Genomic DNA, 23,308 nt, shown 5'->3' on the forward strand with positions numbered 1-23,308 from the left:
GCGTAGATAAAAACAGACTTTACCTGCGCGGTGACTTAAATTACTAGCTTGGCTAACTATGATAGCAGCTGTGACCACTGATTCATGTCCCAGAGAGGAAGGCAGCAATGGAGCAGCAGAAGAATAGTTGGGTCATGCCGATCGTGACCATCGTGTCCGTCGTCGCAGCAATCGTACTGTCATTTATTGGCAGCGGGGCGCTGGGCGGCACACCAATTAGCGAAGCGGCCGATGGAGCGCTGTCGGCAGATGCGACACCGTTCGCCCCGGCTGGAACCGCATTTAGTATCTGGAGCGTGGTATACGCCGGCCTTGCTGCGTATGCGATCTTCCAGTTACTGCCCGCTCAACGGGCTTCGGCCCGGCAGGCACAGCTGCGACCTTGGGCATCACTCTCAGCCATCTTAAATGCTGCCTGGATTGGTTCGGTGCAACTGGAGTTGTTACTGGTCAGCGTTGCGGTCATCGTCGTGCTCCTGGCGGTCCTGATTCGTATCCTGTTGATCTTGCGGGCAACATCGCCATCCTCGACGACCGACACGCTGCTCACGCACGGCACGTTCGGAGTGTACCTGGGCTGGGTATGCGTTGCCGTCACGGCGAATGTGGCAGCGTGGGTGGCCACGCTCGGCGTCGACAGGTTCGCGGGGTGGGAATGGGCTGCCATTGGGATTTTGGCTGTGGTCGTGGCCGTTGGACTGGGCTTAGCTGTCTTCACCCGAGGCTACATTGCCCCGGCCTTGGCGATCAGCTGGGGTCTTTCCTGGTTGGCCGTTGCGCGAACTGACGGCGATTACGAGTCGAGCATCATTGTCTGGAGCGCTGTGATTGCCGCGGCTCTTGTTCTGCTCGGCACCGTCGTTATTCGAGTGCTCACGCAGCGTCGCACAGCTTCAAACTGGTAGCTCGTTACGCGCTGATTCCCTAGAGAGCTGCAACCACGTCGGCAGGGTCTTGGCCTGCCAGCGGTAACACCGGGTGGTGCCAATGACTGAATCACCGGACTGTCTACGCGAACGCCGCAGTCGTCTCCAACCGCAATCCGGTCCACGGGGTTGGCCTCGGACTCGACGTGGAGGCGATCCACTCGCCCAGAGAGGATCTTGAACCCAGTAGCTGACAGTTTTCAGCCTTTAACGCCCACGCTTAACAGGTCTCAAGCGCCCGATAAGACACAATTTCCTCGCCCAGTAGCCCCACGAAAATTAGGACTTACTCATCTAGGCCAGTTGGTCATCAACGGCATCTTGTGGAGTCGTTTTGTTCATTCGCGACCATATCAACTTTTTAATCCCTCGATCTATCAGCCATCCGAGCAGGGCCGCCAACACCAGGGCCAAAGCAATTTGGAGCACGGTATTCTCCAGCCACCCGGATGTGAAATAGCCGATAGCAATGGAATACGCTGCCCAAATAGCAGCTGAGACGAAGTCCAGGCTCATGAACTTCACAACCTTCATGCGGGTGGCCCCGGCGATAAAGTTCACCGCAACCCGTCCCCCGGGAATGTGGCGCGCGGTCATGACGACCAGCGATCCGGAGTGTTTCAGCGTTTTTTGGACTGACCCGATAACCCGAACCACGGATCGAGTGCGCATCCACCGGAAACGCTTCACCCCTATGGTTCGACCCAGCCAGTAGGCAATCTGGTCGCCGATGAAGGCACCGAACCAGCCCATAAAGAAGATGGTGGTTAGGCTGATCCCGTTGCGTACACCCGAGATCGAGGCGAGTGCTATCAGCACTGATTCGGATGGGACCACCGGAAAGAACCCGTCAATCAGGCTGAGCAGAAACACGGCGAGCGGCATCCACCATGCCTCGGCGGCACCGAGGATGAGCTCTTCAACAAAGTCCAGCAAGCTTGTGGTCCTTACCGTGTATTAACGAATGACATCAACGATGAGTTCAGGTGCGCTGTAGGCGTCGGCGGTGTCGATAGCATTCTGCAGGATCTCTTCGGCTACTGAAATACGCTCCGGGGTCTCCGTAGCGAGAGTGAACAGTGGTTCACCGGCTACAATCGCATCTCCGGGTTTGACATGCAATCGTATGCCAGCCGTGGCCTGTACCGATTGGCCTTGATACTGGCGTCCGGCGCCTAGATGCCAGGCCGCCTCACCCACGGAACGGGCATCGAGCTTGGACAACACACCGGATGCGGGTGCCAGGATCGTATGTTCGTGGCTGGGCGTGGGAAGCGGTGCATCAGGAGCACCGTGTTGGGCCGTTACTATGGCACGCCACGTGTCCATAGCCTTGCCATTGACTAGATGTTCGGCAGGATCAGCATCGATACCTGCACCCTGCAGCATATGGCGGGCTAGCGTGAGGGTCAGTTCAACGACGTCGTTGGGACCGCCGCCGGCTAGCACCTCGAGTGTTTCTTCAACTTCGATCCCGTTGCCAACCGTATAGCCCAGCGGACTATCCATGCGGGTCAGCACGGCTGTGGTGTTGACACCGAATTCTTTGCCCAACGCGACCATGGTTGCGGCCAGTTGTCGAGCGTCCTCTTCGTCCTGCATGAAGGCGCCGGAGCCGGTTTTGACGTCCAGGACCAGGGTGCCCGTGCCTTCGGCAAGTTTCTTGGACATGATCGACGACGCGATTAGCGGAAGACTGTCAACGGTTGCCGTGACATCACGCAGTGCATAGATTTTCTTATCCGCCGGAGCCAGTTCACCGGTTGGTGCACAGATAACCCCACCGGTTTCAGCCAGTTGAGCCCGAATGTGCGCTTCGGTGAGATCGACCTGGAATCCTTCAATGGCCTCAAGTTTATCCAACGTCCCGCCGGTGTGGCCCAGGCCGCGGCCTGAAAGCTGTGGCACGGCAACACCGTATGAGGCAACGAGCGGGGTCAACGGCAGCGTAATTTTATCGCCCACTCCCCCGGTGGAATGCTTATCTGCGGTGGGTTTGCCAAGGTCAGAAAAATCCAGTGTGGAACCAGAATTGAGCATAGCGGTCATTAACGCTAGCAATTCAGCGTCGTCGAGACCCCGAAAGTAGATAGCCATGGCCAGTGCGGCGAATTGCTCATCCGCGACCTCCCCCGTGGTGTAAGCATTCACCATCCACGTGATCTGCTCGGCGGATAGCGCAACTCCATTGCGTTTTGCGGTGATGATTTCTACGGCGTTGTGCATGGCTTAGTCCTAGAGGTTCTCGGGTCCGAATGCCATGGGGAGCAATTCGCCCAGCGTAATCGGACCGTGTTGGGTGGCGATCGACAACGTAACCGGGGCATGTTCGTACAGCAGCTGACGGCACCGGCCACACGGGGTGATGTACTCTCGTGCGGCATTGAGACACACCAAGTGGGTCAGCTCGGCTCCGGCGTTGAGACGCCAAGAGGAAATCAGTGAGCATTCGGCACACAGGGTGACCCCGTAGGAAGCGTTTTCTATATTCACGCCGGTGTGGATGACACCGGCGGTGTCCAACGCAGCGGCGGCTACCGGGTGCTGCGAGTACGGAGCGTAAGCCCGCGGCAGGACTTCACTGGCGACGGCATGCAGCTGGGCGTGTGCTTCCATCAGGCTGCCCCGGTAAGCGTTCGTAGTGCAGCCTGAGTAAAAATTTGGATGCCAACACCGATAGCACGTTCATCGGGGTTGTAGTCGCCCTGGTGTAGATCGTAGGTTGGGCCACCGGCCGTGCGCGTGCCAAGACGCAGCATCGAACCCGGGATTTTCTGAGTCATCCAGGCGAAGTCTTCCCCGCCCATGGATTGTTCGGCCAGCTCGATGGTCCGTGAGCCCAGTTCGAATCGCGTGGCATCTTCGATCAGATCGGTTTCTGCTTCATTGTTGACTACCGGTGGCACACCGCGCACGTGTTGCAGCTCGACTTTGACACCGTAGGGCGCGGCCACTTGGCCAATGACCTCGTCGAGCAGCTGCCCGGCCGATTCCCAAGCGGCCGCATCCAGGGTTCGGAAAGTCCCCGAGAGTTGACCGGTGGAGGGAATAGCATTCGGGGCGTGACCCGCCTGGATATGCCCCCAGGTCAGTTGCGCACCCGAGCGCACATCGATACGCCGTGACAGGATGGCTGGAACCTGGGTGGCAATCTGTGCCAACGCAAAGACGACGTCCTGAGTTTGTTGCGGCCGGGAAGTGTGGCCGCCCTTGCCGGTCAGAGTGACGCGCAAGGTATCGGTGGCAGAGGTTATGGCCCCGATGCGCGTCGCAATGGTTCCGACGTCGAAACCCGGATCGGTGTGCAGAGCAATAATTCGTGGCACGTCATCCAGAATGCCCTGGCGGATGACTTCCAGCGAACCGCCAGGCAATGTTTCCTCGGCCGCTTGGAAGATTATTCGTACCCGACCGGTCAGTTCAAGGTCGCCCAGGGAGACTCCTGTTTGGCCTGCCAGCAGTCGATGTAGGGTGACGGCGGTGCCCAAGGCGACGGTTGTGTGAATATCGTGACCGCAAGCGTGTGCGATGCCGTCATGAATTGAGGCATAGGGCAATCCGGTGGACTCTTGAACCGGCAGCGCATCGATATCAGCACGAATGCCTAACACCACCGGCCCTGAACCAACATCAACCCACACACCGGTGGGGTCGAGTCGCTGAGGCTTCAGGCCGTAACTTTGTAGCGTGGAAATAATCCGGTCAGTTGTGCGGTGTTCACGAAACGACAATTCGGGGTGCTGGTGCATATCGCGTCGAAATTCGACCGCGGCATCGAGGACCTCTCGAACAGCGGCGGCGATACGCGGCAGCCCGGGATCATCCCGGACCGGATACTGCTCTGAGAGGGCAAGGTTTTGTGGCTTATCGGTCACAGCACATCATCATCCCCGTGGGCTTTGATTGATTCCACGGCCTGTTTTACCGACTGAGCGTGCTCGGTGGTGGTCACTAACAGTGCATCGCCGGTATCGACCACCACAATGTCCTCAACACCAATCAGCGCGATCACACGTGACGTATCGGTCACCACCACGCCGCTGGCATCGTCTGCATACACGCGTGGGGTTTCCCCAATCACGGTCACACCGGATTCATTGGCAGCGGGATTCAACCGGGCGATGGCGGCAAAGTCACCGACGTCGTCCCAAATAAAGTCCCCTGGAATCACAGCCACATCGCCGGCCTCAGCCGCAGGCTCGGCCACTGCATAGTCAATCGAGGTTTTCGGCAGCGTAGGCCATATCTCAGCCATGGCGTCGGTCGTATCACCGACGACTCTAGCTCGAGCAATGGCGGTCACACCGTCAAAGAGTTCAGGCTCATTGATTTTGAGGTGCTGCAGTAACAATCGCACCGGAGCGACAAACATTCCCGCGTTCCAAAAGTGTTGACCGGACTCCACGTAACCTTGCGCGACATCAGCTTCGGGCTTCTCAACGAATTTATCGACTTTAAACGCCGACGGCGCAGCCTCAACCTCGAGCTTTTCACCCTTGAAAATGTACCCGAAGCCCGTTGACGGATAGGTCGGCTTGATACCGATGGTCACAATTTTGTTGGTCACCGCTGTAGCGATGGCTTCCGCCACGGCGGTCCGAAACACATCGTCTGGTCCGATCACCTGGTCAGCAGCAAAGGACCCCATGATGGCATCGCGGTTCTCCTCGAATAACACGGCGGCCGCCAAACCGATGGCAGCGGCGGAGTCTTTAGGCTCTGGCTCAAGAATGAAGTTCTCTTCGGCAACACCGGACAGTTGATCGCATACGGCATCACGGTGGGCCTCACCGGTCACCACCATGATGTTGTCACCGGCCAACGGGTGCAGTCGATCGTAGGTGGCTCGAATCAGGGTCTGACCTGACCCCGTAAGGTCATGAAGAAACTTTGGCGCCGCGGCACGTGATAATGGCCACAGGCGAGTACCGACGCCGCCGGCTGGGATAACGGCCCAGAAACGGTCAAGCCCCGGAATATGCGATGATGAAAACTGCTCTTGGTTCACCCAGACTACTGTATTGCAGATCTCTGACAACTCGCTGAAGTTACCTGCGGCTCAGTCTAAAATGTCGCATTAACGTTTCTCTGACCGATTAGTATTAGCCTATAGCTATAGGACGCAACTCGCACCGGCGCTGAACGCGAGACTCAAATCAGGTCTAGGCGCCAATCCTGCGTGCTTTTGGAGGTTTCATAATGTCTACTGCGACAACCGCGCAGCAGTCTCCTCCTGCCCAGAAAAAATCGGGCAGAGGGACGCTCTATCGCGGCAAAGAAGGTATGTGGTCCTGGGTTGGCCACCGCATCACCGGAGTGGTGATTTTCTTATTCTTATTGGTCCATGTGTTAGATACCGCACTGGTCCGCGTTTCACCCGAAGCCTACGACGCCGTCATCGGTACCTATAAAAACTGGTACATGGCGTTGGGTGAATCCGGACTCGTTGCCGCGGTGATTTATCACGCATTCAACGGCATCCGCATCGTACTGGTCGACTTCTGGAAAAAGGGCACCAAGTACCACAAGCATATGTTGTGGGCCGTCATGATTGCCTGGGTAGTCGTGTTTGGCGCGTTCTTCGTACGCCACATGATGCTGGTATTGGGAGGCTAAGCGCATGTCAAGTCAACAACTAAATATCGCTGCCCCACGTAGTGGCGACATCGATCCGAAATATCTTCGTCAGTCGGCGAGTTCCTCGTCGAACCGTGAAATGTTCAAATGGGTTTTCATGCGCATTTCAGGACCAATTCTGTTGGTCCTGATTTTCGTACACTTATTCTCCAACCTCATGGTTGGCGACGGCGTGCACGGATTGAACTTCGGTCTGGTCGCAGGGAAGTGGGCTTCCCCGCTCTGGCAGATCTGGGATCTCACTATGCTCTGGCTCGCCATGATTCACGGCACCATCGGTGTCGGCACAATCATTGACGATTACACCAGCAAAGACCGCACCCGCGTTGGCTTCAAAGTTGCCCTCTACTTGGCAAGCGTGGCCATTATCGTGCTCGGCACACTGGTGATCTTCACCTTCGAGCCATGCATGACTGATGCCGCAGGCAACTTGATGGACAACTCGCCAAGCTTCTGCTTCAACCAATAAGCACCTGAAGCCGACAAGACAGAAAGAAGACTTCATCTGATGCAAGTACATAAGTACGACGTCGTGATTGTTGGCGCCGGTGGCGCTGGCATGCGCGCAGCCATCGAGTCTGGCCAGCGCGCACGGACCGCGGTGCTGACCAAACTGTACCCAACGCGATCACACACCGGCGCTGCACAGGGTGGCATGTGTGCCGCCCTGGCAAACGTTGAAGAAGACAACTGGGAATGGCACACCTTCGACACCGTCAAGGGTGGCGACTACATCGTGGACCAGGACGCCGCTGAGGTCATGGCGAAAGAAGCCATCGACGCGGTCCTCGATCTAGAAAAGATGGGACTGCCGTTCAACCGTACGCCAGAAGGCAAGATTGACCAGCGTCGCTTCGGTGGCCACACTCGCGACCATGGTAAAGCCCCTGTTCGCCGCGCTTGCTATGCCGCTGACCGCACCGGTCACATGATTCTTCAGACCCTCTACCAAAACTGTGTCAAGCACAATGTCGAGTTCTATAACGAGTTCTACGTGCTCGACATGCTGATGGTCGACGAGGACGCTACACGTGCTGACGGCACCCCATATACACAAAAGCGCGTCGCCGGTGTTGTCGCATTAGAGCTGGCCACCGGTGAGATTCACATCTTCCAGGCCAAATCGGTTGTCTTTGCAACCGGTGGTGCTGGCAAGGTCTTCAAGACCACCTCCAACGCTCACACCCTGACCGGTGATGGCATGGCCATAGCCTACCGTCACGGCATTCCGCTGGAAGACATGGAGTTCATTCAGTTCCACCCAACCGGGCTTGCCGGATTGGGCATTTTGCTTTCCGAAGCAGCTCGCGGTGAAGGCGGTATTCTCCGAAACGCCGACGGTGAACGGTTCATGGAACGCTACGCGCCAACCATTAAGGACCTGGCGCCACGTGACATTGTCGCTCGTTCGATGGCCAATGAGGTTCGCGAAGGTCGCGGTGCAGGACCAAACAAGGACTACGTCTACTTGGACCTCACCCACCTGGAACCTGAACACATTGATGCCAAGCTGCCAGATATTACCGAGTTCGCACGCACCTACCTGGGTGTCGAACCATATACGGAGCCGGTTCCGGTCTTCCCAACCTGTCACTACGTGATGGGCGGCATCCCAACCGATATTGAAGCAAATGTCTTGCAGGATAACGAGACCCGGATCCCGGGCCTCTTTGCTGCCGGCGAGGTCGCCTGTGTATCCGTTCACGGCGCAAACCGTCTGGGCACTAACTCGCTACTCGACATCAACGTTTTTGGTCGTCGCGCCGGTATTTACGCCGCCGAATACGCCAAAGATGCTGACTTCGTTGACCTGCCAGAAAACGGCGAAGCATTCTTGGAAAACCAGATTGAATCGCTCCGCTCTGCTGAGGGAACCGAAAAAGTTGGCGCCCTCCGTGCAGAACTCCAGGAAGTCATGGATGCCGACATGCAGGTATTCCGTTCCGAGGAGACCATTCGTCGCGCTATCGACAAGATCGACGAATTGCGCGAACGCTATAAGAACGTTGCAGTCCAAGATAAGGGCAAACGCTACAATCTCGACCTGCTAGAAGGTCTAGAATTGGGCTACCTGCTCGACATTGCAGAAGCCATGTCAGTTGCAGCACTGCATCGTCCAGAGTCCCGCGGAGGTCACTTCCGTGAGGACTTCCCAGATCGTGATGACGACAAGTGGATGGTTCACTCGATGCTTTACCGCGACGAGAACGCCGAAACTGAAGGTGTCAAAGGCATTCGCTTTGATACCAAGGACGTTGTCATGACCCGCTACGAACCAATGGAGCGTAAGTACTAATGACCACTACTTTCGAACCAACCTCAACTACCGACGACGCAGGTGCAGTCGACTCGTTCACCGTCACCATGCAGGTTCGCCGCTACCAGCCAGAATTCCATGAGGAAGGCTACTGGGAAAGCTGGACCGTAGAAATGCACGGTACCGACCGTGTGCTTGATGCGCTGCACAAAATCAAATGGGAACTGGATGGTTCACTGACCTTCCGTCGTTCCTGTGCGCACGGCATTTGCGGTTCTGACGCGATGCGGATCAACGGTGTAAACCGTCTGGCGTGCAAGGTCCTACTCAAGGACCTCGACACGTCCAAACCAATCACCGTGGAAGCAATCAAAGGCCTCCCCGTAGAAAAAGACATGATCGTGGACATGGAACCGTTTTTCCAGTCTTACCGTGAGATCATGCCATTCCTCATTGCCGACGAATCACAGGAACCAACCCGTGAGCGTCTGCAGTCGGCGGAAGCTCGCGAAGCATTCGATGACACCACCAAGTGCATCCTGTGTGCCGCTTGTACTTCGTCATGCCCGGTCTTCTGGACTGACGGCCAGTACTTCGGCCCCGCAGCCATCGTCAATGCCCACCGTTTCATCTTTGATGATCGCGATGAAGGTGGCGATATGCGCCTCGAGGTGCTCAACGATAAAGAGGGCGTATGGCGCTGCCGTACGACCTTCAACTGCACCGATGCATGCCCACGTGGTATCCAGGTCACGAAGGCCATTGCAGAGGTCAAGCAAGCCATTCTTGCTCGCAACATCTAACCTGTTGTAACGCTAGAAACCCCAAGAGCTGGGAACGGAATTCTTCCGTTCCCAGCTCTTGTTTTAACGACCATTTTCTAAGCGTCGTTTTTCGAGGCTTCATCCTCGTAGAATTTCATGGCCATCCAGCCGTGCGTCATGGCGCCTCCAGCCCGTATCGCGGCCGCAACCATAACGGCCTCAGACAGCTCTGCTTCCGTCGCACCAGCCTGCTGAGCAGCCCGAGAATGCGCTTCAATGCAGTGTGGGCACTGCGTTGTCGCTGCAACTCCGATGGCAATCAGTTCACGGGTCTTTTTCGAAAGTTCATGGCCTTCTTCTGAAAAAACCGATTTGTCCCACTCAGCGAACGTTGCAAAGTCTTCTGGAGCTGATTTGCGAATATTTCGGCCGTACTTTGCGTCTCGAGAATCATAGTGCTGCATAATTGTCCTTTCGTCGAAAATCACCAGCGTGGTGGTCCCTCCAGGCTAATTTTCGCAACTTGATTTGACGAGAACGTATCCACGAGCTGCACCGTCAGAACGAAACCTACTCAACAGATGGCAGCTTGCGGGCCAGCACCACATCTTTGGCTTGCGTGCCACCTACGTCGAACGTCCGGGTACCAACTTGTTGAAAACCGGTACGCTCATAAAATGTGATAGCGCGGGCATTCGCCTGGTTCGTCCCCAACCACATCCAGTCCCGGTCCGAAGTGCTGTAGTGATCCATCAGGTGAGCCATCATATTCTTGGAAACTCCTGCGCCATGAAACTCTGGATGCACATAGAATTTGGACATCATCACTGCCCCTTCATCAGGCAGGTCACGATGAATATCAGCCTCAGTTGGAAGTTCATCATTGATGCATACGGTGTATCCGACAAGCATCGCACCATCCGTTGCGACGAGTACATACACTTTGTCGCTTGCTATCCATTCGGCAAAGATCTCGGCGTTGAGCTCATCCCGAACAAAGGTATCGATAGCGGTACTGTCCATCTCCGGCGGGCACGCCAGTGGGAAAGTCCGTGCTGCCAGCGGCACGAGCTCGTGAACATCTGTATCTCTAGCAATGCGAATGGAAACGCTCATAGTCCCCTATTCTAATCTGCTAGCCCGCCATATTGCTGTATTGACCAAGGCGCAAAAGTCAGAATCCTAATTTTGTGGCACCGCTCGATGTTTAAACCATCCGGTAACGTCTTGCCGAAAAGCCAGCGACAGTGCCCAGAACGATGCAACTAACTGTGCCAGGCTCAAGGCCAAAGTAACGACGTCGAATGAACCGGTTGCCAGGATTCGGCCCAGACCGTTGACGCCACCGGCGGCTGCAAAGACCGCTAAGAGTACTGCCACCCAGCGTGCCCAATTCTTTGACTTGTATACTCCCCATACGACGATGCCGTAGATCAACCCGATCAATAACACCGAGGAAATATAGGCGTTGCGTAATGCTGCCACGGTAACATCTGGCTCCCCGTCGACCTGTATGAGCGTATCGGCCGCAGCGGGAAGAAACGTAATCACCAGGTTGAGTATCTGGCCACCAACCATGACGAGGGCAACGATAAGAAAAGCTAACGTAAACCGTTTTACGCTACCTGGTGTTTTATCTGCCAACTGTTTCAAAGTCAGTTCACTTTCTTTCTGGTGGTCATGCCCATTCGTTGTCCGGATCTTAACGGCTAAACCGTGAAGTCCATAAGCCGCTTATTCCTTGTATGAAGATCAGCAACGCCAGCCCACCCATCGGGAGCACATAAGTTCCGGTGGATTCTAAGCCGTATCCGTACAACAATGGGCCTGCGGAACCGATCGCAACACCTACGGTCGACGTTATTGCTGACACCGTGGAAGCATGCTCTGGGGATCTGGCGTACTGGACGATCTGATCATAAGACACCCCCAGACACATACCTTGGGCTAAGCCCAACAGCAAGGCGACCCACAGGGCACTCGTGGAACCCAACGTGAGATAGATTGATATACCAACTACTGCCGGGAGCGGGGCGATCGGTGCAAGCACCGGTGCCCACCCCCTACGCATCGCTACGGGCACCACAAACGCAAACGGCAGGGACACAAGATTAATCAGCGACGTATAACCGCCGGCTACCGCAGCAGACATTCCGTCCATGATGAACGTCGTTGGTAGCCACGCCGAAACCGTATAAAAGGTCAAAGACGTCACGCCCAGATAGAACGCTAAGACCCAGACACGTACGTCAACCAGTGTGCCACGAAGACCGACATTCTCACCGGGAGAAGCCGTCAGACCGCTCGACAATACCACTGGTTTTGCCGGAGCCACCGAACGCGTATAACCGCTCCACAGCATCAGCGCCACGATACCGACGATCGACCACAGTGCTAGTGTCTGCCGCCAATCGAATCCGGTCAGCCGCATCATTGGGATGGTCAGCCCCAACGCCATGGCTGGTCCAAGACTCAGCGCCATCGTGTAGACACCGGTCAGTGCCCCGCGTCGCTCCGTTCGTTGCGACGCGATAGCGGCTGGTCCCAAGACAGTCCCGACCGCTATCGCCGCCCCCAGGATCAGCGTCCCGACTAACAAGGTAGCGGTGGTTGGAATAGAGCGGATGAGCGTTCCGCCAACAATGCCTACAAGTGCCCAACCTATGATGCGGTTCATACCGAACCGGGTAGTCACTTGTGGGACGAACGGAGCCACAACCAATGTGAGTGCCAAAGGGATGGTTGTCAGCAGCGCAAGAAACGTCTCCCCGCTGTCAAGATCCGCCCGTATTTCCGGCAACAACGGCCCCAGAGCAGTCGTAGGGATTCGAAGATTCAGCGCAATCAGAAGGACAGCAGCCGCAATGAGGACAAACGCTTTGACATCAGATGCTGATGAACGGCCGTCAGGGCGTGCCGACGTTCGATCCATTCTTGACGTTCCTACCTATTCGTTTACCCCGCGGCGCTGTTGCACTCTTGAGCGTTTGACGTACTACTAAACGTAGCAGCCGGTCAGATACCCTGACCGGCTGCTACTAACTATTCATGAGATCCAATGGAACTCAAATGATTATGAATTGGTTGGAGGAGGTCCTTGAGGCGGCCCTTGCTGCGGTCCTTGACCGCCTGGTCCCTGTCCCGGTCCGGATGGACCACCGTAGGGGTTACCTGGTGTTTGAGGGTTCTGTCCGTAGCCTTCCTGGCCCGGGTACTGCCCCGGCTGTGGTGGGGTCTGCCCGCCGTAACCGTAGGATCCTGGCTGTCCACCTGGGCCCCAGTTTTGCTGATATCCGGTGTAGGGTGCTGGCGAGTACCATGCAGCTACCTCGGGACGGAATACAAAGATGAGGAACCAAACCGCCGTTGCGACATAGACGATGTTAGTGAGCAACGACACAATAGCCATGGCAGCGCTCAAGGAGAACATTGTAAGAGCGGTGAATAGTCCAAACAAGCCGCTCAGTCCGCCGAGGATGGCGAAGATAATACCGAGGATACGTCCCCAGTTTTTGCCGCCCAGCAATGGGATCAGTACCAGCACATATAGCCCGGCGGTGAGAATTAGACCGAAAATAGCGCTGAAGACTGTTCCACCGGTGAGGAAACTGGATTCGAGGCCTGCCGCACGGAATTCCGATGAAAGGACTACACCACTGATAATGGCCGAGATGAGTCCCAGAACGATCGCGCCGGCTGCAGAGACCAAGGTCGACAGCTGCACCTGACGTACCGAGTGCGGCAGGTCCGAATCAGAGGAAAGCACTCTAGCGATCACTGATTTTCCGTTAGTGGGCTTCGAGCCCCCGGACCCGGGACCATACGGTTGCCCCTGCCCGCCCGGCACACCGGGACCGCCACCCATCGGTGGTTGACCATCATAAGGATTATTCGACATATCCTGTACTCCAAATTATTCAAGATGTGTTTTGCTGCAGCACAGTGCCGTGCTCAACACTGTCTGTAGATGAATGTTGATTATCAACTTACCGGCCTAACGTATCAGGCTTAACACACGTTTTCATGATCTTCGGTATAACAACAGAAGAATCGTGATCTTAATTTTGCAAGCGACGATGCATACCGAACCAACGGGCTGTTTGCTTGTTCATGGCCTGAACAATCCACCAGATGGTCAGAAGCACTGCGACCCAACTCAGGACAGCGGCCAAGAGTTCAATTGTCGCTAGCTCGCCATAATTGACGGTGAATAAGAGACTCAAACCTTCTGACAAGATGAACAGGATGGCAAAAACGAGTCCGAGGAAGCGTGCCCAGGTTTTTGTTGCACGAAGGCCCAATCCGACGATAACGAACAGAATGACCGACAATGCTCCAACCCCGATGAACGACATGGATGTCCAGGTATGCATGGACTCCAGCATCTCCGGTGTCATCCCCTGCATCTGTTCCGGAGGCAATGCCTGGTTATAGTATTCGACGGTATCCACGGTCTGTAAATGGATAAATCCCAGAACCGTGGTGAGCACGTTTAGGCCAAGAAGTGGCCAGATGAGTGTTTTCGTCAATTTAGACGAGCGTGGTTCTTCGCCGATATCTGAGCGGTCTATCGCCGAGTATGGGGTTGTGCCGTATTTGTTTTCTGATGCTTCAGACATTTTGTCTTCCTCACTCATCTTGCGGAGTATCGGTATTCCTCATAGCAACACTAGTCGTGGCGGAGGGCTTCAATGGGATCTTTGGTTGCTGCCCGTCGGGCGGGCAATGTGCCGGCCAAGAATGCGATCAAGATAATCACCGCGGCAATCACCAGCAGTGCTATCGGTTCAATGGCAAACAGCGATAATCCTGGAACCGAATCAAGAGGGCCATTGATGAGCAGGGAATTGCCGAGCACGCCGACCCCTGCACCCAGTCCTATACCGATGATGGACCCCAATAGACCAATCACAATGGCTTCGGTGGAAAAGAGCGTGAAGACCTTGCCGTTGGTCATACCAAGTGCTTTGTATAGGCCGATTTGGCGGGTGCGTTCCTGAACGGATATGAGCAAGGTGTTGACGATCCCGAAGCTTGCTGCCAGCAGTGCGATGAGGGCGAACCCGTTGAATACCCACGTGATGGCGTCGATGATTCCGCTGATGACGCCCATCTGGTCTTCAACCGTTTGTCCGACCATATCGATCTCGGCGAGATCATCTTTTATCTGTTGCTCATTTTCGGCAAGGTTGTCCACGGTGACGACCGCTTGCATGTAGGTGGAGTCGAGTGTCGTTTCACCGGCTGTATTGTTGATCTTCGCTATTTCTTGATTCAAACCATGCGACGGGATGGGCTGTGTTCCTGTGCCAGTGATTGTTTCTTCTGCTACACCAACGATTTCGGCTTCGACGGTCTCGGTGTTGCCTTCCAGATCCTGAGCCCCCACAGTGACGGTCTGGCCGATGGCTTGATCAGCATTTTCAACATCATCGATATCTAATGCCCCCAGCCATGTCGTGGGTATGACCATTTCGTAGGCATCATCAGCGGTTGATGGCGCGCTACCGGCTGCGTACTCGACCATCGAGAGTTCGAAGGGCAAGCCAGTTGAGGACAGCGCATACTGGCTGCCGTCCTCAGTTTCCAAATACTGTGCACTAATGAAAACCATCGGATCAACGAGATCGACATTATCGAGTGCTTCTATGTCCTCGATATCCTCTTGGTCTAGTGCGGGCATGCCGAATTCTGACGTCGAACTTTCGGCGTCTGGGTCGTATTCTTCCGGCTCATTCGGGGTGAAACCTACCGAGGCGTCCGTGGTTTGGGCCGGCATGACATAGACCTGATCACTATCACCCATGGCGTCAACCTGGGTATCAATGTATTTATTGATCCCTGCGCCGATTCCTGAGGTCAGGGTCAGAGTAAAGGCACCGATGACGACGGCGGTGACGGTAAGAAACGTCCGGAGTTTTGTTCGAAGTGTGTTGGCTAAGGCCGTACGGAAAATGTCCAGCAGTCTCATCGGTTAGCCACCTTGTCTTCGATAATCAGACCGTCTTGGATGCGGATCTGACGGTTACATTTTGCTGCGAGGTCTTCGTCGTGGGTAACAACAATTAACGTTTGACCTTCGGCGTTCAGGCCGAACAGCAGGTCCTCAACGACGGCTGAGGTTTCTGAGTCCAAGTTGCCGGTCGGTTCGTCAGCGAACAGGATCTCCGGGGAGTTAATCAACGCGCGTCCGATCGATACTCGTTGTTGTTGACCACCGGAGAGGTTGGTCGCTTTTGCTTTGATTTTGGAGCCCATATCCAGCTGCTCCAGCACTTCAGTACCACGGCGATTCCGTTCGGCCTTCGGTACCTTCGCGATTTTCAACGGCAGCGTAACGTTTTCGAGGACTGTTTCTTGCGGGTTCAGATAGAACTGTTGAAAGACGAATCCGAACGTCGTATTCCGGACCTTCGCGATTTCTTTGGGTTTGAGGTCCGAAACGACCTGACCGCGCATTGCCACAACGCCGGAACTGGGCTCATCAAGCAGTGCCAGCAGGTGCATCAGCGTGGATTTTCCGGATCCGGACTTCCCAATGATGGCTACAGAGTCACCTTGTTGAATCTCGAAAGTGAGTCCTTTGAGCGCAGCAACTTGGTTTGTTCCTGCTCCGAAGACCCTCGCAAGGTTCTCGGTTTCTAATAGTGGCGGACTTGGGCTGGGCAAAACAGTCATGGCTATCCTTAGATCGCAGTATCGTCGACTGTTTTTCAGTTTGCCAAATCTGGCGTCTGAATACTTCCACTCTGCGGCTGAAATTCGACTAGGCCGCTGGGGTGAGAAAGGTCCTTAATCACCGTCGCCTGGCTGTCATTTCAGCCGGGCGACGGGTTTGAGCGGAAGTTCTATCGTCCCAGCGGTAGAAAACCGGTCTTCTTATACACTTCGTCCAATACGGGTGCTGCCACGCTGCGAGCTTTTTCAGCGCCTATGGCCAAGATGCGGTCGAGTTCTGCCGGATCATCCAGGAGTTCTAAAGCGCGGGTACGGATTGGTTCTAACCGTTGGGTTACGGCTTCGGCAAGGTCGACTTTGAGGTGTCCGTACATCTTGCCCTCATAGGCCTCAACTAGCTGCTCTACGCTCTGATCAGTTACGGAAGCATAAATATCCAGCAGATTCGAAACGCCCGCCTTGTTTACACGGTCGTACGTGATCTCCGTTCCGGCGTCGGTGACAGCAGACTTGATGCGTTTAGCGGTTACCTTAGGCTCATCCAAGATATTGATGAGACCATTTGGTGACAGCGCGGATTTCGACATCTTTGCTGTTGGGTCTTGGAGATCATAGATCCGGGCGCCGGTTTCTGGGTAGAAACCTACCGGTACGACGAAAGTCTCACCGTAGTGGTGGTTGAAGCGCTGGGCCAGGGTCCGGGTCAGTTCAATGTGTTGACGTTGGTCGTCGCCAACCGGTACACCGTGCGGCTGGTACAGCAGAATGTCTGCGGCCATCAGCATGGGGTACGTAAACAGGCCTACCCCGGTGGCATCGCTACCTTCTCTTGCCGACTTGTCTTTGAACTGGGTCATCCGCGAGGCTTCACCCATACCCGTCAAGCAGGTAAGAATCCAAGTCAGTTGGGTGTGTTCCGGAATATGCGACTGTACAAAAAGAGTCGAACGTTCTGGGTCAATTCCGGCAGCAATATACTGTGCGGCTGCTACACGAGTCCGCTTAGTCAGATCTGCTGGGTCCTGCTGCACGGTAATGGCGTGCAGATCGGGGATGAAATAGAACGCTTCAAAATCTTCTTGAACCTTCACCCAGTTCACCAGCGCACCAAGGTAATTCCCCAGGTGCAGTGAATCAGCGGAAGGTTGCATACCGGAGAGCACGCGTGGGTGTGCAGCAGCGGAGGTGAGATGTGCTGTTTTCGATAAGTCGGTAGCCAGTATATCGGCCGGTGTTGGTTGGCTGGTAGACACTAGCGGGCCTTTCTAGAACTGGTAGTCGACAACAAGCGGTGAGTGGTCTGAGAAGCGGGCGTCGTAGGACGGTGCACGATCGACAACAGCCTTCGTAACTTTCTCGGCCAGTTGCGGTGTCGCCACCTGATAGTCGATGCGCCAGCCGGCATCGTTATCAAAGGCCTTTCCTCGATAGGACCACCAGGTATAAGGCCCGGGTACTTCTCCTGCCATACGTCGACCTACATCGACCCAGTTAAGCTGTTCAGGAGAAAAGAATTTATCGAAATAGGCACGTTCTTCCGGCAAGAACCCGGAGTTTTTCACGTTGCCTTTCCAGTTTTTGATATCCAGCTCAGTGTGACCGACGTTGAGATCTCCCGTGATAACCGCATGGTTTTTGTGAGATTTCATCTTTGGTAAGTAGTCAACCATGGCATCGAGGAACTCGTATTTGTCATCCTGACGTGGTGTGTCGACTTCACCGGAGTGCACGTACACGCTAGCAACCGTGATCTGAGAACCATCTGGCGCGTTGAAGTCTGCCTCGACCCAGCGTCCTGAGTCATTAACGCCGTCGGCTAGCCCCGTTCGAGTCTCGAGTGGTTTAAGCCGAGAAGCAATCGCTACTCCAGCACGTCCTTTTTCTTGCGCCTCATCACTGTGGATGTACACGTGTTCCCACTCATCGCCGACAATGTCGGTGAGCATTTTGTGCAGAATATCTTCTGGGGCACGCACTTCCTGCAACGTGATGATGTCGATATCGCGGTTCGCAAACCACGACGCCATATCGCGTCGATGAGCGGCGCGAATTCCGTTCACGTTGACGGTCGCTACGCGAAGTATATTTTCAGCCTTTGGATCAGCAGCGTTGGTATGCATAATTCTTTCTAGTTGATGATGTCGCCAGAAATGGTTCCCTGACCGTTATCAGAATCCGGTTTGGATTTGTTGTGACGGTCCGGGTTGATCATGTCTCGAGCATTGGCAGCGGTCATCTCGATGGTATCGAGTGCACGCTCAATCATTTCGATATCGGCTTGCTCTACACCTTTGGTAAGTTCTTCCGAAATGACGCGCTTTTGTACTTCCACAATTTTCAGTGAGTGGTCCACTTTGGTGTCACGCATTGGATCCGATGCATCGACCACAGTCCCTCCGGCGGAAGCTGCAGCAATGTTGGAACCAAAGTTCTGAGCTGTTTTATGAACGGCGCGAGCGCCACGGACCACCATGATTAACGAGACAGTAGAAAGGATCAACCAGCCACCGGCGATGGCGACGACCATCCAACCAACGACGTCGTTCTGGTTGGCCGCAAAAATAATGGCCACAATAAAGGCAATAACTACCACGAGTAATGCGACGTTTGTCAGTCGAAGACCGCGGCGATGAGATGAAGATTCGATGGACTGCATATCTTCTAGTATCCAGTATCCGGGTGTCAGGTTCCCAATTGGTGACAAACTTTATCCGCAGCGCTAACACGACAGTCCCCCGATCGGAAGATGGCCCGACCGAGGGACTGAAGGTATGCAGTTTTACAGCAGTTCTTACTGCGTGTTTGCAGCGTTCTGCTCAGCGATCTCTACGACGTTGGCGACCAGCTCTACGCGAGTCATTGGTCCCACACCGCCCGGGTTTGGAGACATAGCGGCAGCTACATCTGCTACATCTTTAGCAACGTCACCAACAATGCGGGTTTTCCCTTCGTCGGTGGTTTGACGCGAGACACCGACGTCAAGAACAACGACACCTTCTTTGACCATCTCTTTGGTCACCATTCCGGGGTTGCCGGCCGCTGCAATGATGATGTCAGCTTGTCCAATCAGCTCTTCCATATTGCTGGTACCGGTATGCGCAGCAATCACGGTCGAGTTGACGTCACGACGAGTAAACAGCAGTGTTGCGGGACGGCCGATGGTGATACCGCGACCGATGACGAGCACGGTTTTGCCTTTGGTTTCGATATCGTGGTGACGCAACAACGTGAGGCAACCTTTGGGGGTGCACGGTAGCGGCCAGGTGACTTCACCACCTGCCGAGGCCACGAGCCGACCCAGGTTGAGGGGATGCAGGCCATCTGCATCTTTGGCAGGGTCAATGGCTTCCAACACCGTATCGGTATCTACGTGATCAGGAAGTGGCAGCTGCACAATGTAGCCGGTGCATTCTGGGTTCTTGTTGAGTTCTTCAATAACTTCCAGAATTTCGTCCTGGGTAGCCGATTCCGGCAGTTCACGGTGCAGCGATGTGATGCCGATTTCTTCCATATCGCGGATTTTGGCGCCAACATACGATTGCGAACCCGGGTCAGTGCCCACGAGCACAGTACCAAGACCAGGAGTCACACCCTGTTCCTTGAGCTTCGAGACACGTTTGGTGAGGTCTTCTTTCATGTGTGCCGCAGTAGCGCGACCATCAAGTTTCAGCGCAGTCATTTGGTGGAGACGTCCTTTGCCTATTGGTATCGACTTACATCCTTCGCCCAAGTCCGGGCTCTGCACTCAGTGTAATGACCGGCACTGTTGCTGTCACCGTTTTGCATCCTAGCGACAGCACAATAGCAACGGACCCGCCTCCAAGAGAGAGCGCGGGCCCGTTGCGCAAGTTGTATCGGTTAGAGACTTACCAGCCTTCGAATCCTTCATACAGTGGGAAATCATCGGCAAGTTTGTCTGTGCGAGCGCGGAGCGCTTCAACATCTGGATTTGGTTTCAACGCCTGGGCAATGATGTCTGAGACTTCCGTGAATTCTGCAGAGCCGAAACCACGGGTAGCCAATGCAGGGGTACCAATCCGCAGACCAGAGGTGGTCATTGGTGGACGTGGATCCCACGGCACCGAGTTGCGGTTGACGGTGATACCAACCTGATCGAGGATGTTTTCACCCTGTTTGCCATCGAGTTCAGAGTTTCGGAGATCAACCAGCACCAGGTGAACATCTGTGCCACCTGACAGCACGCTGATACCGTGTTCTGCTACGTCAGCTGCCATCAGACGTTCAGCCAAGATCTGTGCACCTTCCAGGGTGCGTTCCTGACGGCGCTTAAACTCTTCAGATGCGGCAATCTTGAACGCTACGGCTTTTCCTGCAATGGCGTGCATCAGTGGGCCGCCCTGCTGACCGGGGAACACTCGGGAATTGATCTTTTTGCCGTACTCCTGTTTGGCCAGGATGAACCCGGACCGTGGGCCGGACAGCGTTTTGTGAACAGTCGATGAGACGACATCCGCGTGTGGCACGGGGTTGGGGTGCAGGCCAGCTGCAACCAGACCGGCGAAGTGCGCCATATCGACCCACAGTTTCGCGCCGATTTCGTCAGCAATCGAAGCAAACGCTTCAAAATCTAGCTGGCGTGGGTAGGCGGACCAACCGGCAACAATGACGTCGGGTCGTTCAGCCAGTGCTTGCTCACGGACCTTATCCATATCAATGCGAAAGGTTTCGCGGTCCACTTCATAGGCAACAATCTTGTGACGACGACCGGAGAAGTTCAATGGCATACCGTGCGTCAGGTGTCCACCGTGATCAAGTGACAGCCCCATCAGGGTGTCACCGTGTTCCATCAGTGCTTCCATTACGGCAACGTTGGCCTGCGCGCCGGCATGTGGCTGCACGTTCGCGTATTCAGCACCGAAGAGTGACATCGCACGTTCGATGGCGAGGCTTTCGGCAACATCGACATGTTCACAACCCCCGTAGTAACGGCGGCCCGGATACCCTTCGGCATATTTATTGGTTAGCACCGAGCCCTGGGTTTCCAAGATGGCTCGGGGCACGAAGTTTTCTGAGGCAATCATTTCCAAGCTGCCACGCTGGCGACCCAGCTCGAGTCCCAAAACTTCGGCAATTTCCGGGTCAACTTCAGCCAACGGGGCATTATTGACATTCGACTGTTCAGACATCGCTCTCCTGGTCCAAGAAAATATTATGAAACGACGCTGACTATTCTAATGCGCAGACCCTCCCGCCACGTACACTTGTCGCTGACCTGAGCGTTTGATGGCCTCCTCAACTACGCTGAGTCCCATGACACTCGCCGACGCCGCACAAAAATTTGGCACCGCCAAACACTTTGACATCCTCATTATTGGTGCCGGTCAGGCTGGGTTATCAGCCGCCGGAACATTACATCGCCGCGGTCTGATTCCCGGGAAGGACTTCGCCATCGTCGACGGGAACGACGGTCCCGGTGGGGCGTGGCGACACCGCTGGCAATCTCTGACCCTGGGCCGAGCTCATGGGATACATGATTTACCGAACTTTCCACTGGAACATCCCGATACATGGCGTCCAGCCTCTGATGTTGTGTCCGAATATTACGGCGCCTACGAGGACCACCTCGGGCTGAAGGTGATCCGTCCCGCAAAGGTGAAGGCCGCGACACGGCTCCAAGACAACCTGTACTATCTCACAACCCAAGCCGGCGACTTTACGACAAATGCACTCATCAATGCCACGGGCACTTGGGAAACACCGCATATCCCCTACTATCCGGGTTTGGAGAATTTTTCTGGAACACAGTGGCACACCAAAACGTTCCGCGACGTTGAGGATTTCACCAACCAACGTGTGCTGGTCGTCGGCGGAGGGGCCTCAGCCACACAATTTTTGATGATGCTGAAGCAAGTCACCAACCACACCGTCTGGGTGTCACGGTCATTGCCACGCTGGAATGCCGGACTCTTTGATCCCGATTGGGGTCGCAAAGTTGAACAGCGCGTGACAACTCAGGTGACAGCCGGGTACGCGCCTCGTTCGGTGGTTTCCAATACTGGACTAGCACTTGATCAACACAGTCTTCGCTACATCAACAACGGCACACTGGTGTTCCGAGGCTTTATCGATTCCTTCTGGGAACATGAAGTGGTCATCAATGGGCCGGGACCGGACGGCGCCACGATCAACTCGCAGGGTCCTGCCGTCAATGACCTGCTACGCAATGCTGACCCTGCCGTCTTAGACCTGCATCGCAATACCGAAATCCTCCCCGGCCACGGCACAGATATTGATCATCAGTGGGTCACCCCCATCGATACCATCCTGTGGGCCACAGGTTTTCGTCACAGTTTGGATCACCTGGAACCGTTGGGACTGCACAGCGAACGCGGTGGCATCCAAGTCGAGCAAGACGGAGTGACCGCAGCAGCAGCCACAGGGATCTTTTTGGTCGGCTATGGGGCTTCGGCCTCGACCATTGGAGCGACCAGAGCTGGCCGCCGCGCAGCCGTCGCGGCTATCCGTTACACCGAATAAGCCGCAGTAGTTTTGAATAACTCATAAAAGTGGCATAATGGAGGGTAGATCGACAAAGGAGGTTTAGGTGACCAACACTGGCCAGATCAATGATTGGCCGTCGCGTATCCGGGCAACCGGTTTGCGGTCTACCCGTCAACGCGTAGCCACACTGGATTCTCTCGAGAGTTTCCCACACGCTACCGCTGATGAACTGTTGAACCAGGTTCGCCTGACCTTACCTGCGATCACCATCCAATCAATCTACACAGTAGTCCAATCGCTGGTGGATGTCGGCCTCATCAGAAAACTCGAATTCGGGTCCACCGCGGCCCGCTTTGAAATTGAACGGCCCGATAATCACCATCACGTGCACTGTCGGCAATGCGGGCGCATTGAAGATGTGCCCTGCCAACACGGGAGTGCGCCGTGCATGACGCCAGCAAAGACCCACGGAATGGTCATTGACGTCGCCGATGTCGTGTACCACGGAGTATGCACGCAATGTTTAGAGAACGTTGACGCTGACATCACCTCCGATTCTGATGTGTCAGCCTAAACTGTAGATT

Annotated in this window: 25 protein-coding genes; 7 read left to right on the forward strand and 18 right to left on the reverse strand. The window is 55.2% G+C overall.

Annotated elements, in window-relative coordinates:
* Positions 1 to 107 precede the first annotated feature (107 nt).
* Entirely contained in the window at positions 108 to 905 is a 798-nt protein-coding gene (locus G583_RS0101195; RefSeq protein ID WP_022869365.1) for a hypothetical protein, read from the forward strand.
* Positions 906 to 1,220: 315 nt separating this feature from the next.
* Here G583_RS0101195 and G583_RS0101200 read toward each other — a convergent pair whose 3' ends face one another.
* From G583_RS0101200 to G583_RS0101220, 5 genes are read right to left on the reverse strand one after another with little or no spacing between them, the layout of a single operon-like run.
* Entirely contained in the window at positions 1,221 to 1,862 is a 642-nt protein-coding gene (locus G583_RS0101200; RefSeq protein ID WP_022869366.1) for a DedA family protein, read from the reverse strand.
* A 21-nt stretch (positions 1,863 to 1,883) separates the two neighbouring features.
* Positions 1,884 to 3,152 carry a thymidine phosphorylase gene (locus tag G583_RS0101205; protein WP_022869367.1) on the reverse strand — a complete coding sequence of 423 codons (1,269 nt, stop codon included), beginning with the start codon at positions 3,150 to 3,152 and terminating at the stop codon, positions 1,884 to 1,886.
* Positions 3,153 to 3,161: 9 nt separating this feature from the next.
* Positions 3,162 to 3,542, reverse strand: a complete 381-nt coding sequence (locus tag G583_RS0101210) for a cytidine deaminase (protein WP_022869368.1) — start codon at positions 3,540 to 3,542, stop codon at positions 3,162 to 3,164.
* Positions 3,542 to 4,801, reverse strand: coding sequence for an amidohydrolase (locus tag G583_RS13465; RefSeq protein WP_022869369.1), 1,260 nt, complete (start codon positions 4,799 to 4,801; stop codon positions 3,542 to 3,544). The genes G583_RS0101210 and G583_RS13465 overlap by 1 nt, the downstream gene beginning before the upstream one ends.
* The gene (locus tag G583_RS0101220; protein WP_029629155.1) at positions 4,798 to 5,934 is read right to left on the reverse strand and encodes a mannose-1-phosphate guanylyltransferase; all 1,137 of its coding nucleotides are present in this window, start codon (positions 5,932 to 5,934) and stop codon (positions 4,798 to 4,800) included. The genes G583_RS13465 and G583_RS0101220 overlap by 4 nt, the downstream gene beginning before the upstream one ends.
* A gap of 191 nt (positions 5,935 to 6,125) precedes the next feature.
* On the opposite strand from G583_RS0101220, the gene sdhC reads away from it, so the two are divergent.
* The 4 genes from sdhC to G583_RS0101240 are packed head-to-tail and all read left to right on the forward strand — an operon-like array spanning position 6,126 to position 9,623.
* Positions 6,126 to 6,542 carry a succinate dehydrogenase, cytochrome b556 subunit gene (sdhC, locus tag G583_RS0101225; protein WP_022869371.1) on the forward strand — a complete coding sequence of 139 codons (417 nt, stop codon included), beginning with the start codon at positions 6,126 to 6,128 and terminating at the stop codon, positions 6,540 to 6,542.
* A gap of 4 nt (positions 6,543 to 6,546) precedes the next feature.
* Positions 6,547 to 7,032, forward strand: coding sequence for a succinate dehydrogenase hydrophobic membrane anchor subunit (locus G583_RS0101230; protein WP_022869372.1), 486 nt, complete (start codon positions 6,547 to 6,549; stop codon positions 7,030 to 7,032).
* A gap of 39 nt (positions 7,033 to 7,071) precedes the next feature.
* On the forward strand, positions 7,072 to 8,859 hold the full coding sequence (sdhA, locus tag G583_RS0101235) for a succinate dehydrogenase flavoprotein subunit (protein WP_022869373.1): 1,788 nt from the start codon (positions 7,072 to 7,074) through the stop codon (positions 8,857 to 8,859).
* Positions 8,859 to 9,623, forward strand: coding sequence for a succinate dehydrogenase iron-sulfur subunit (locus G583_RS0101240; protein ID WP_022869374.1), 765 nt, complete (start codon positions 8,859 to 8,861; stop codon positions 9,621 to 9,623). The genes sdhA and G583_RS0101240 overlap by 1 nt, the downstream gene beginning before the upstream one ends.
* 77 nt (positions 9,624 to 9,700) lie before the next feature.
* On the opposite strand, the gene G583_RS0101245 is transcribed toward G583_RS0101240, so the two are convergent.
* From G583_RS0101245 to glyA, 13 genes are all read right to left on the reverse strand, one after another.
* Entirely contained in the window at positions 9,701 to 10,048 is a 348-nt protein-coding gene (locus G583_RS0101245) for a carboxymuconolactone decarboxylase family protein (RefSeq protein WP_022869375.1), read from the reverse strand.
* Positions 10,049 to 10,154: 106 nt separating this feature from the next.
* Positions 10,155 to 10,700: a GNAT family N-acetyltransferase gene (locus G583_RS13470; protein WP_022869376.1), complete on the reverse strand. Its 546-nt coding sequence runs from the start codon at positions 10,698 to 10,700 to the stop codon at positions 10,155 to 10,157.
* 66 nt (positions 10,701 to 10,766) lie between these two features.
* Positions 10,767 to 11,228, reverse strand: coding sequence for a hypothetical protein (locus G583_RS0101255; RefSeq protein ID WP_169558750.1), 462 nt, complete (start codon positions 11,226 to 11,228; stop codon positions 10,767 to 10,769).
* 58 nt (positions 11,229 to 11,286) lie between these two features.
* Positions 11,287 to 12,516 (reverse strand): MFS transporter, encoded by a 1,230-nt coding sequence (locus G583_RS0101260; RefSeq protein WP_022869378.1) that lies wholly within the window; start codon positions 12,514 to 12,516, stop codon positions 11,287 to 11,289.
* Between the two features lie 141 nt (positions 12,517 to 12,657).
* The gene (locus G583_RS0101265) at positions 12,658 to 13,482 is read right to left on the reverse strand and encodes a hypothetical protein (RefSeq protein ID WP_022869379.1); all 825 of its coding nucleotides are present in this window, start codon (positions 13,480 to 13,482) and stop codon (positions 12,658 to 12,660) included.
* 160 nt (positions 13,483 to 13,642) lie between these two features.
* Positions 13,643 to 14,203 carry a hypothetical protein gene (locus G583_RS0101270; RefSeq protein ID WP_022869380.1) on the reverse strand — a complete coding sequence of 187 codons (561 nt, stop codon included), beginning with the start codon at positions 14,201 to 14,203 and terminating at the stop codon, positions 13,643 to 13,645.
* 50 nt (positions 14,204 to 14,253) lie between these two features.
* Positions 14,254 to 15,555: an ABC transporter permease gene (locus tag G583_RS0101275; RefSeq protein ID WP_022869381.1), complete on the reverse strand. Its 1,302-nt coding sequence runs from the start codon at positions 15,553 to 15,555 to the stop codon at positions 14,254 to 14,256.
* Complete coding sequence (locus G583_RS0101280) at positions 15,552 to 16,262, reverse strand: ABC transporter ATP-binding protein (RefSeq protein ID WP_022869382.1); 711 nt, start codon at positions 16,260 to 16,262, stop codon at positions 15,552 to 15,554. Before G583_RS0101280 ends, G583_RS0101275 begins: the two co-directional genes overlap by 4 nt.
* A gap of 170 nt (positions 16,263 to 16,432) precedes the next feature.
* The gene (trpS, locus tag G583_RS0101285; protein ID WP_022869383.1) at positions 16,433 to 17,515 is read right to left on the reverse strand and encodes a tryptophan--tRNA ligase; all 1,083 of its coding nucleotides are present in this window, start codon (positions 17,513 to 17,515) and stop codon (positions 16,433 to 16,435) included.
* A gap of 12 nt (positions 17,516 to 17,527) precedes the next feature.
* Positions 17,528 to 18,382, reverse strand: coding sequence for an exodeoxyribonuclease III (locus tag G583_RS0101290; RefSeq protein WP_022869384.1), 855 nt, complete (start codon positions 18,380 to 18,382; stop codon positions 17,528 to 17,530).
* Between the two features lie 8 nt (positions 18,383 to 18,390).
* Complete coding sequence (locus tag G583_RS0101295; RefSeq protein WP_022869385.1) at positions 18,391 to 18,918, reverse strand: hypothetical protein; 528 nt, start codon at positions 18,916 to 18,918, stop codon at positions 18,391 to 18,393.
* A 135-nt stretch (positions 18,919 to 19,053) separates the two neighbouring features.
* Positions 19,054 to 19,941 carry a bifunctional methylenetetrahydrofolate dehydrogenase/methenyltetrahydrofolate cyclohydrolase gene (locus G583_RS0101300; protein ID WP_022869386.1) on the reverse strand — a complete coding sequence of 296 codons (888 nt, stop codon included), beginning with the start codon at positions 19,939 to 19,941 and terminating at the stop codon, positions 19,054 to 19,056.
* Between the two features lie 187 nt (positions 19,942 to 20,128).
* Positions 20,129 to 21,409 carry a serine hydroxymethyltransferase gene (gene glyA, locus G583_RS0101305; protein WP_022869387.1) on the reverse strand — a complete coding sequence of 427 codons (1,281 nt, stop codon included), beginning with the start codon at positions 21,407 to 21,409 and terminating at the stop codon, positions 20,129 to 20,131.
* A 124-nt stretch (positions 21,410 to 21,533) separates the two neighbouring features.
* Here glyA and G583_RS0101310 point away from each other — a divergent pair, with 124 nt between their 5' ends.
* Positions 21,534 to 22,760, forward strand: a complete 1,227-nt coding sequence (locus G583_RS0101310) for an NAD(P)-binding domain-containing protein (protein ID WP_022869388.1) — start codon at positions 21,534 to 21,536, stop codon at positions 22,758 to 22,760.
* Positions 22,761 to 22,827: 67 nt separating this feature from the next.
* Positions 22,828 to 23,298 (forward strand): Fur family transcriptional regulator, encoded by a 471-nt coding sequence (locus tag G583_RS13475; RefSeq protein ID WP_022869389.1) that lies wholly within the window; start codon positions 22,828 to 22,830, stop codon positions 23,296 to 23,298.
* Positions 23,299 to 23,308 lie beyond the last annotated feature (10 nt).

This window comes from Yaniella halotolerans DSM 15476, assembly GCF_000420805.1.
Classification (GTDB): Bacteria; Actinomycetota; Actinomycetes; order Actinomycetales; family Micrococcaceae; genus Yaniella; species Yaniella halotolerans.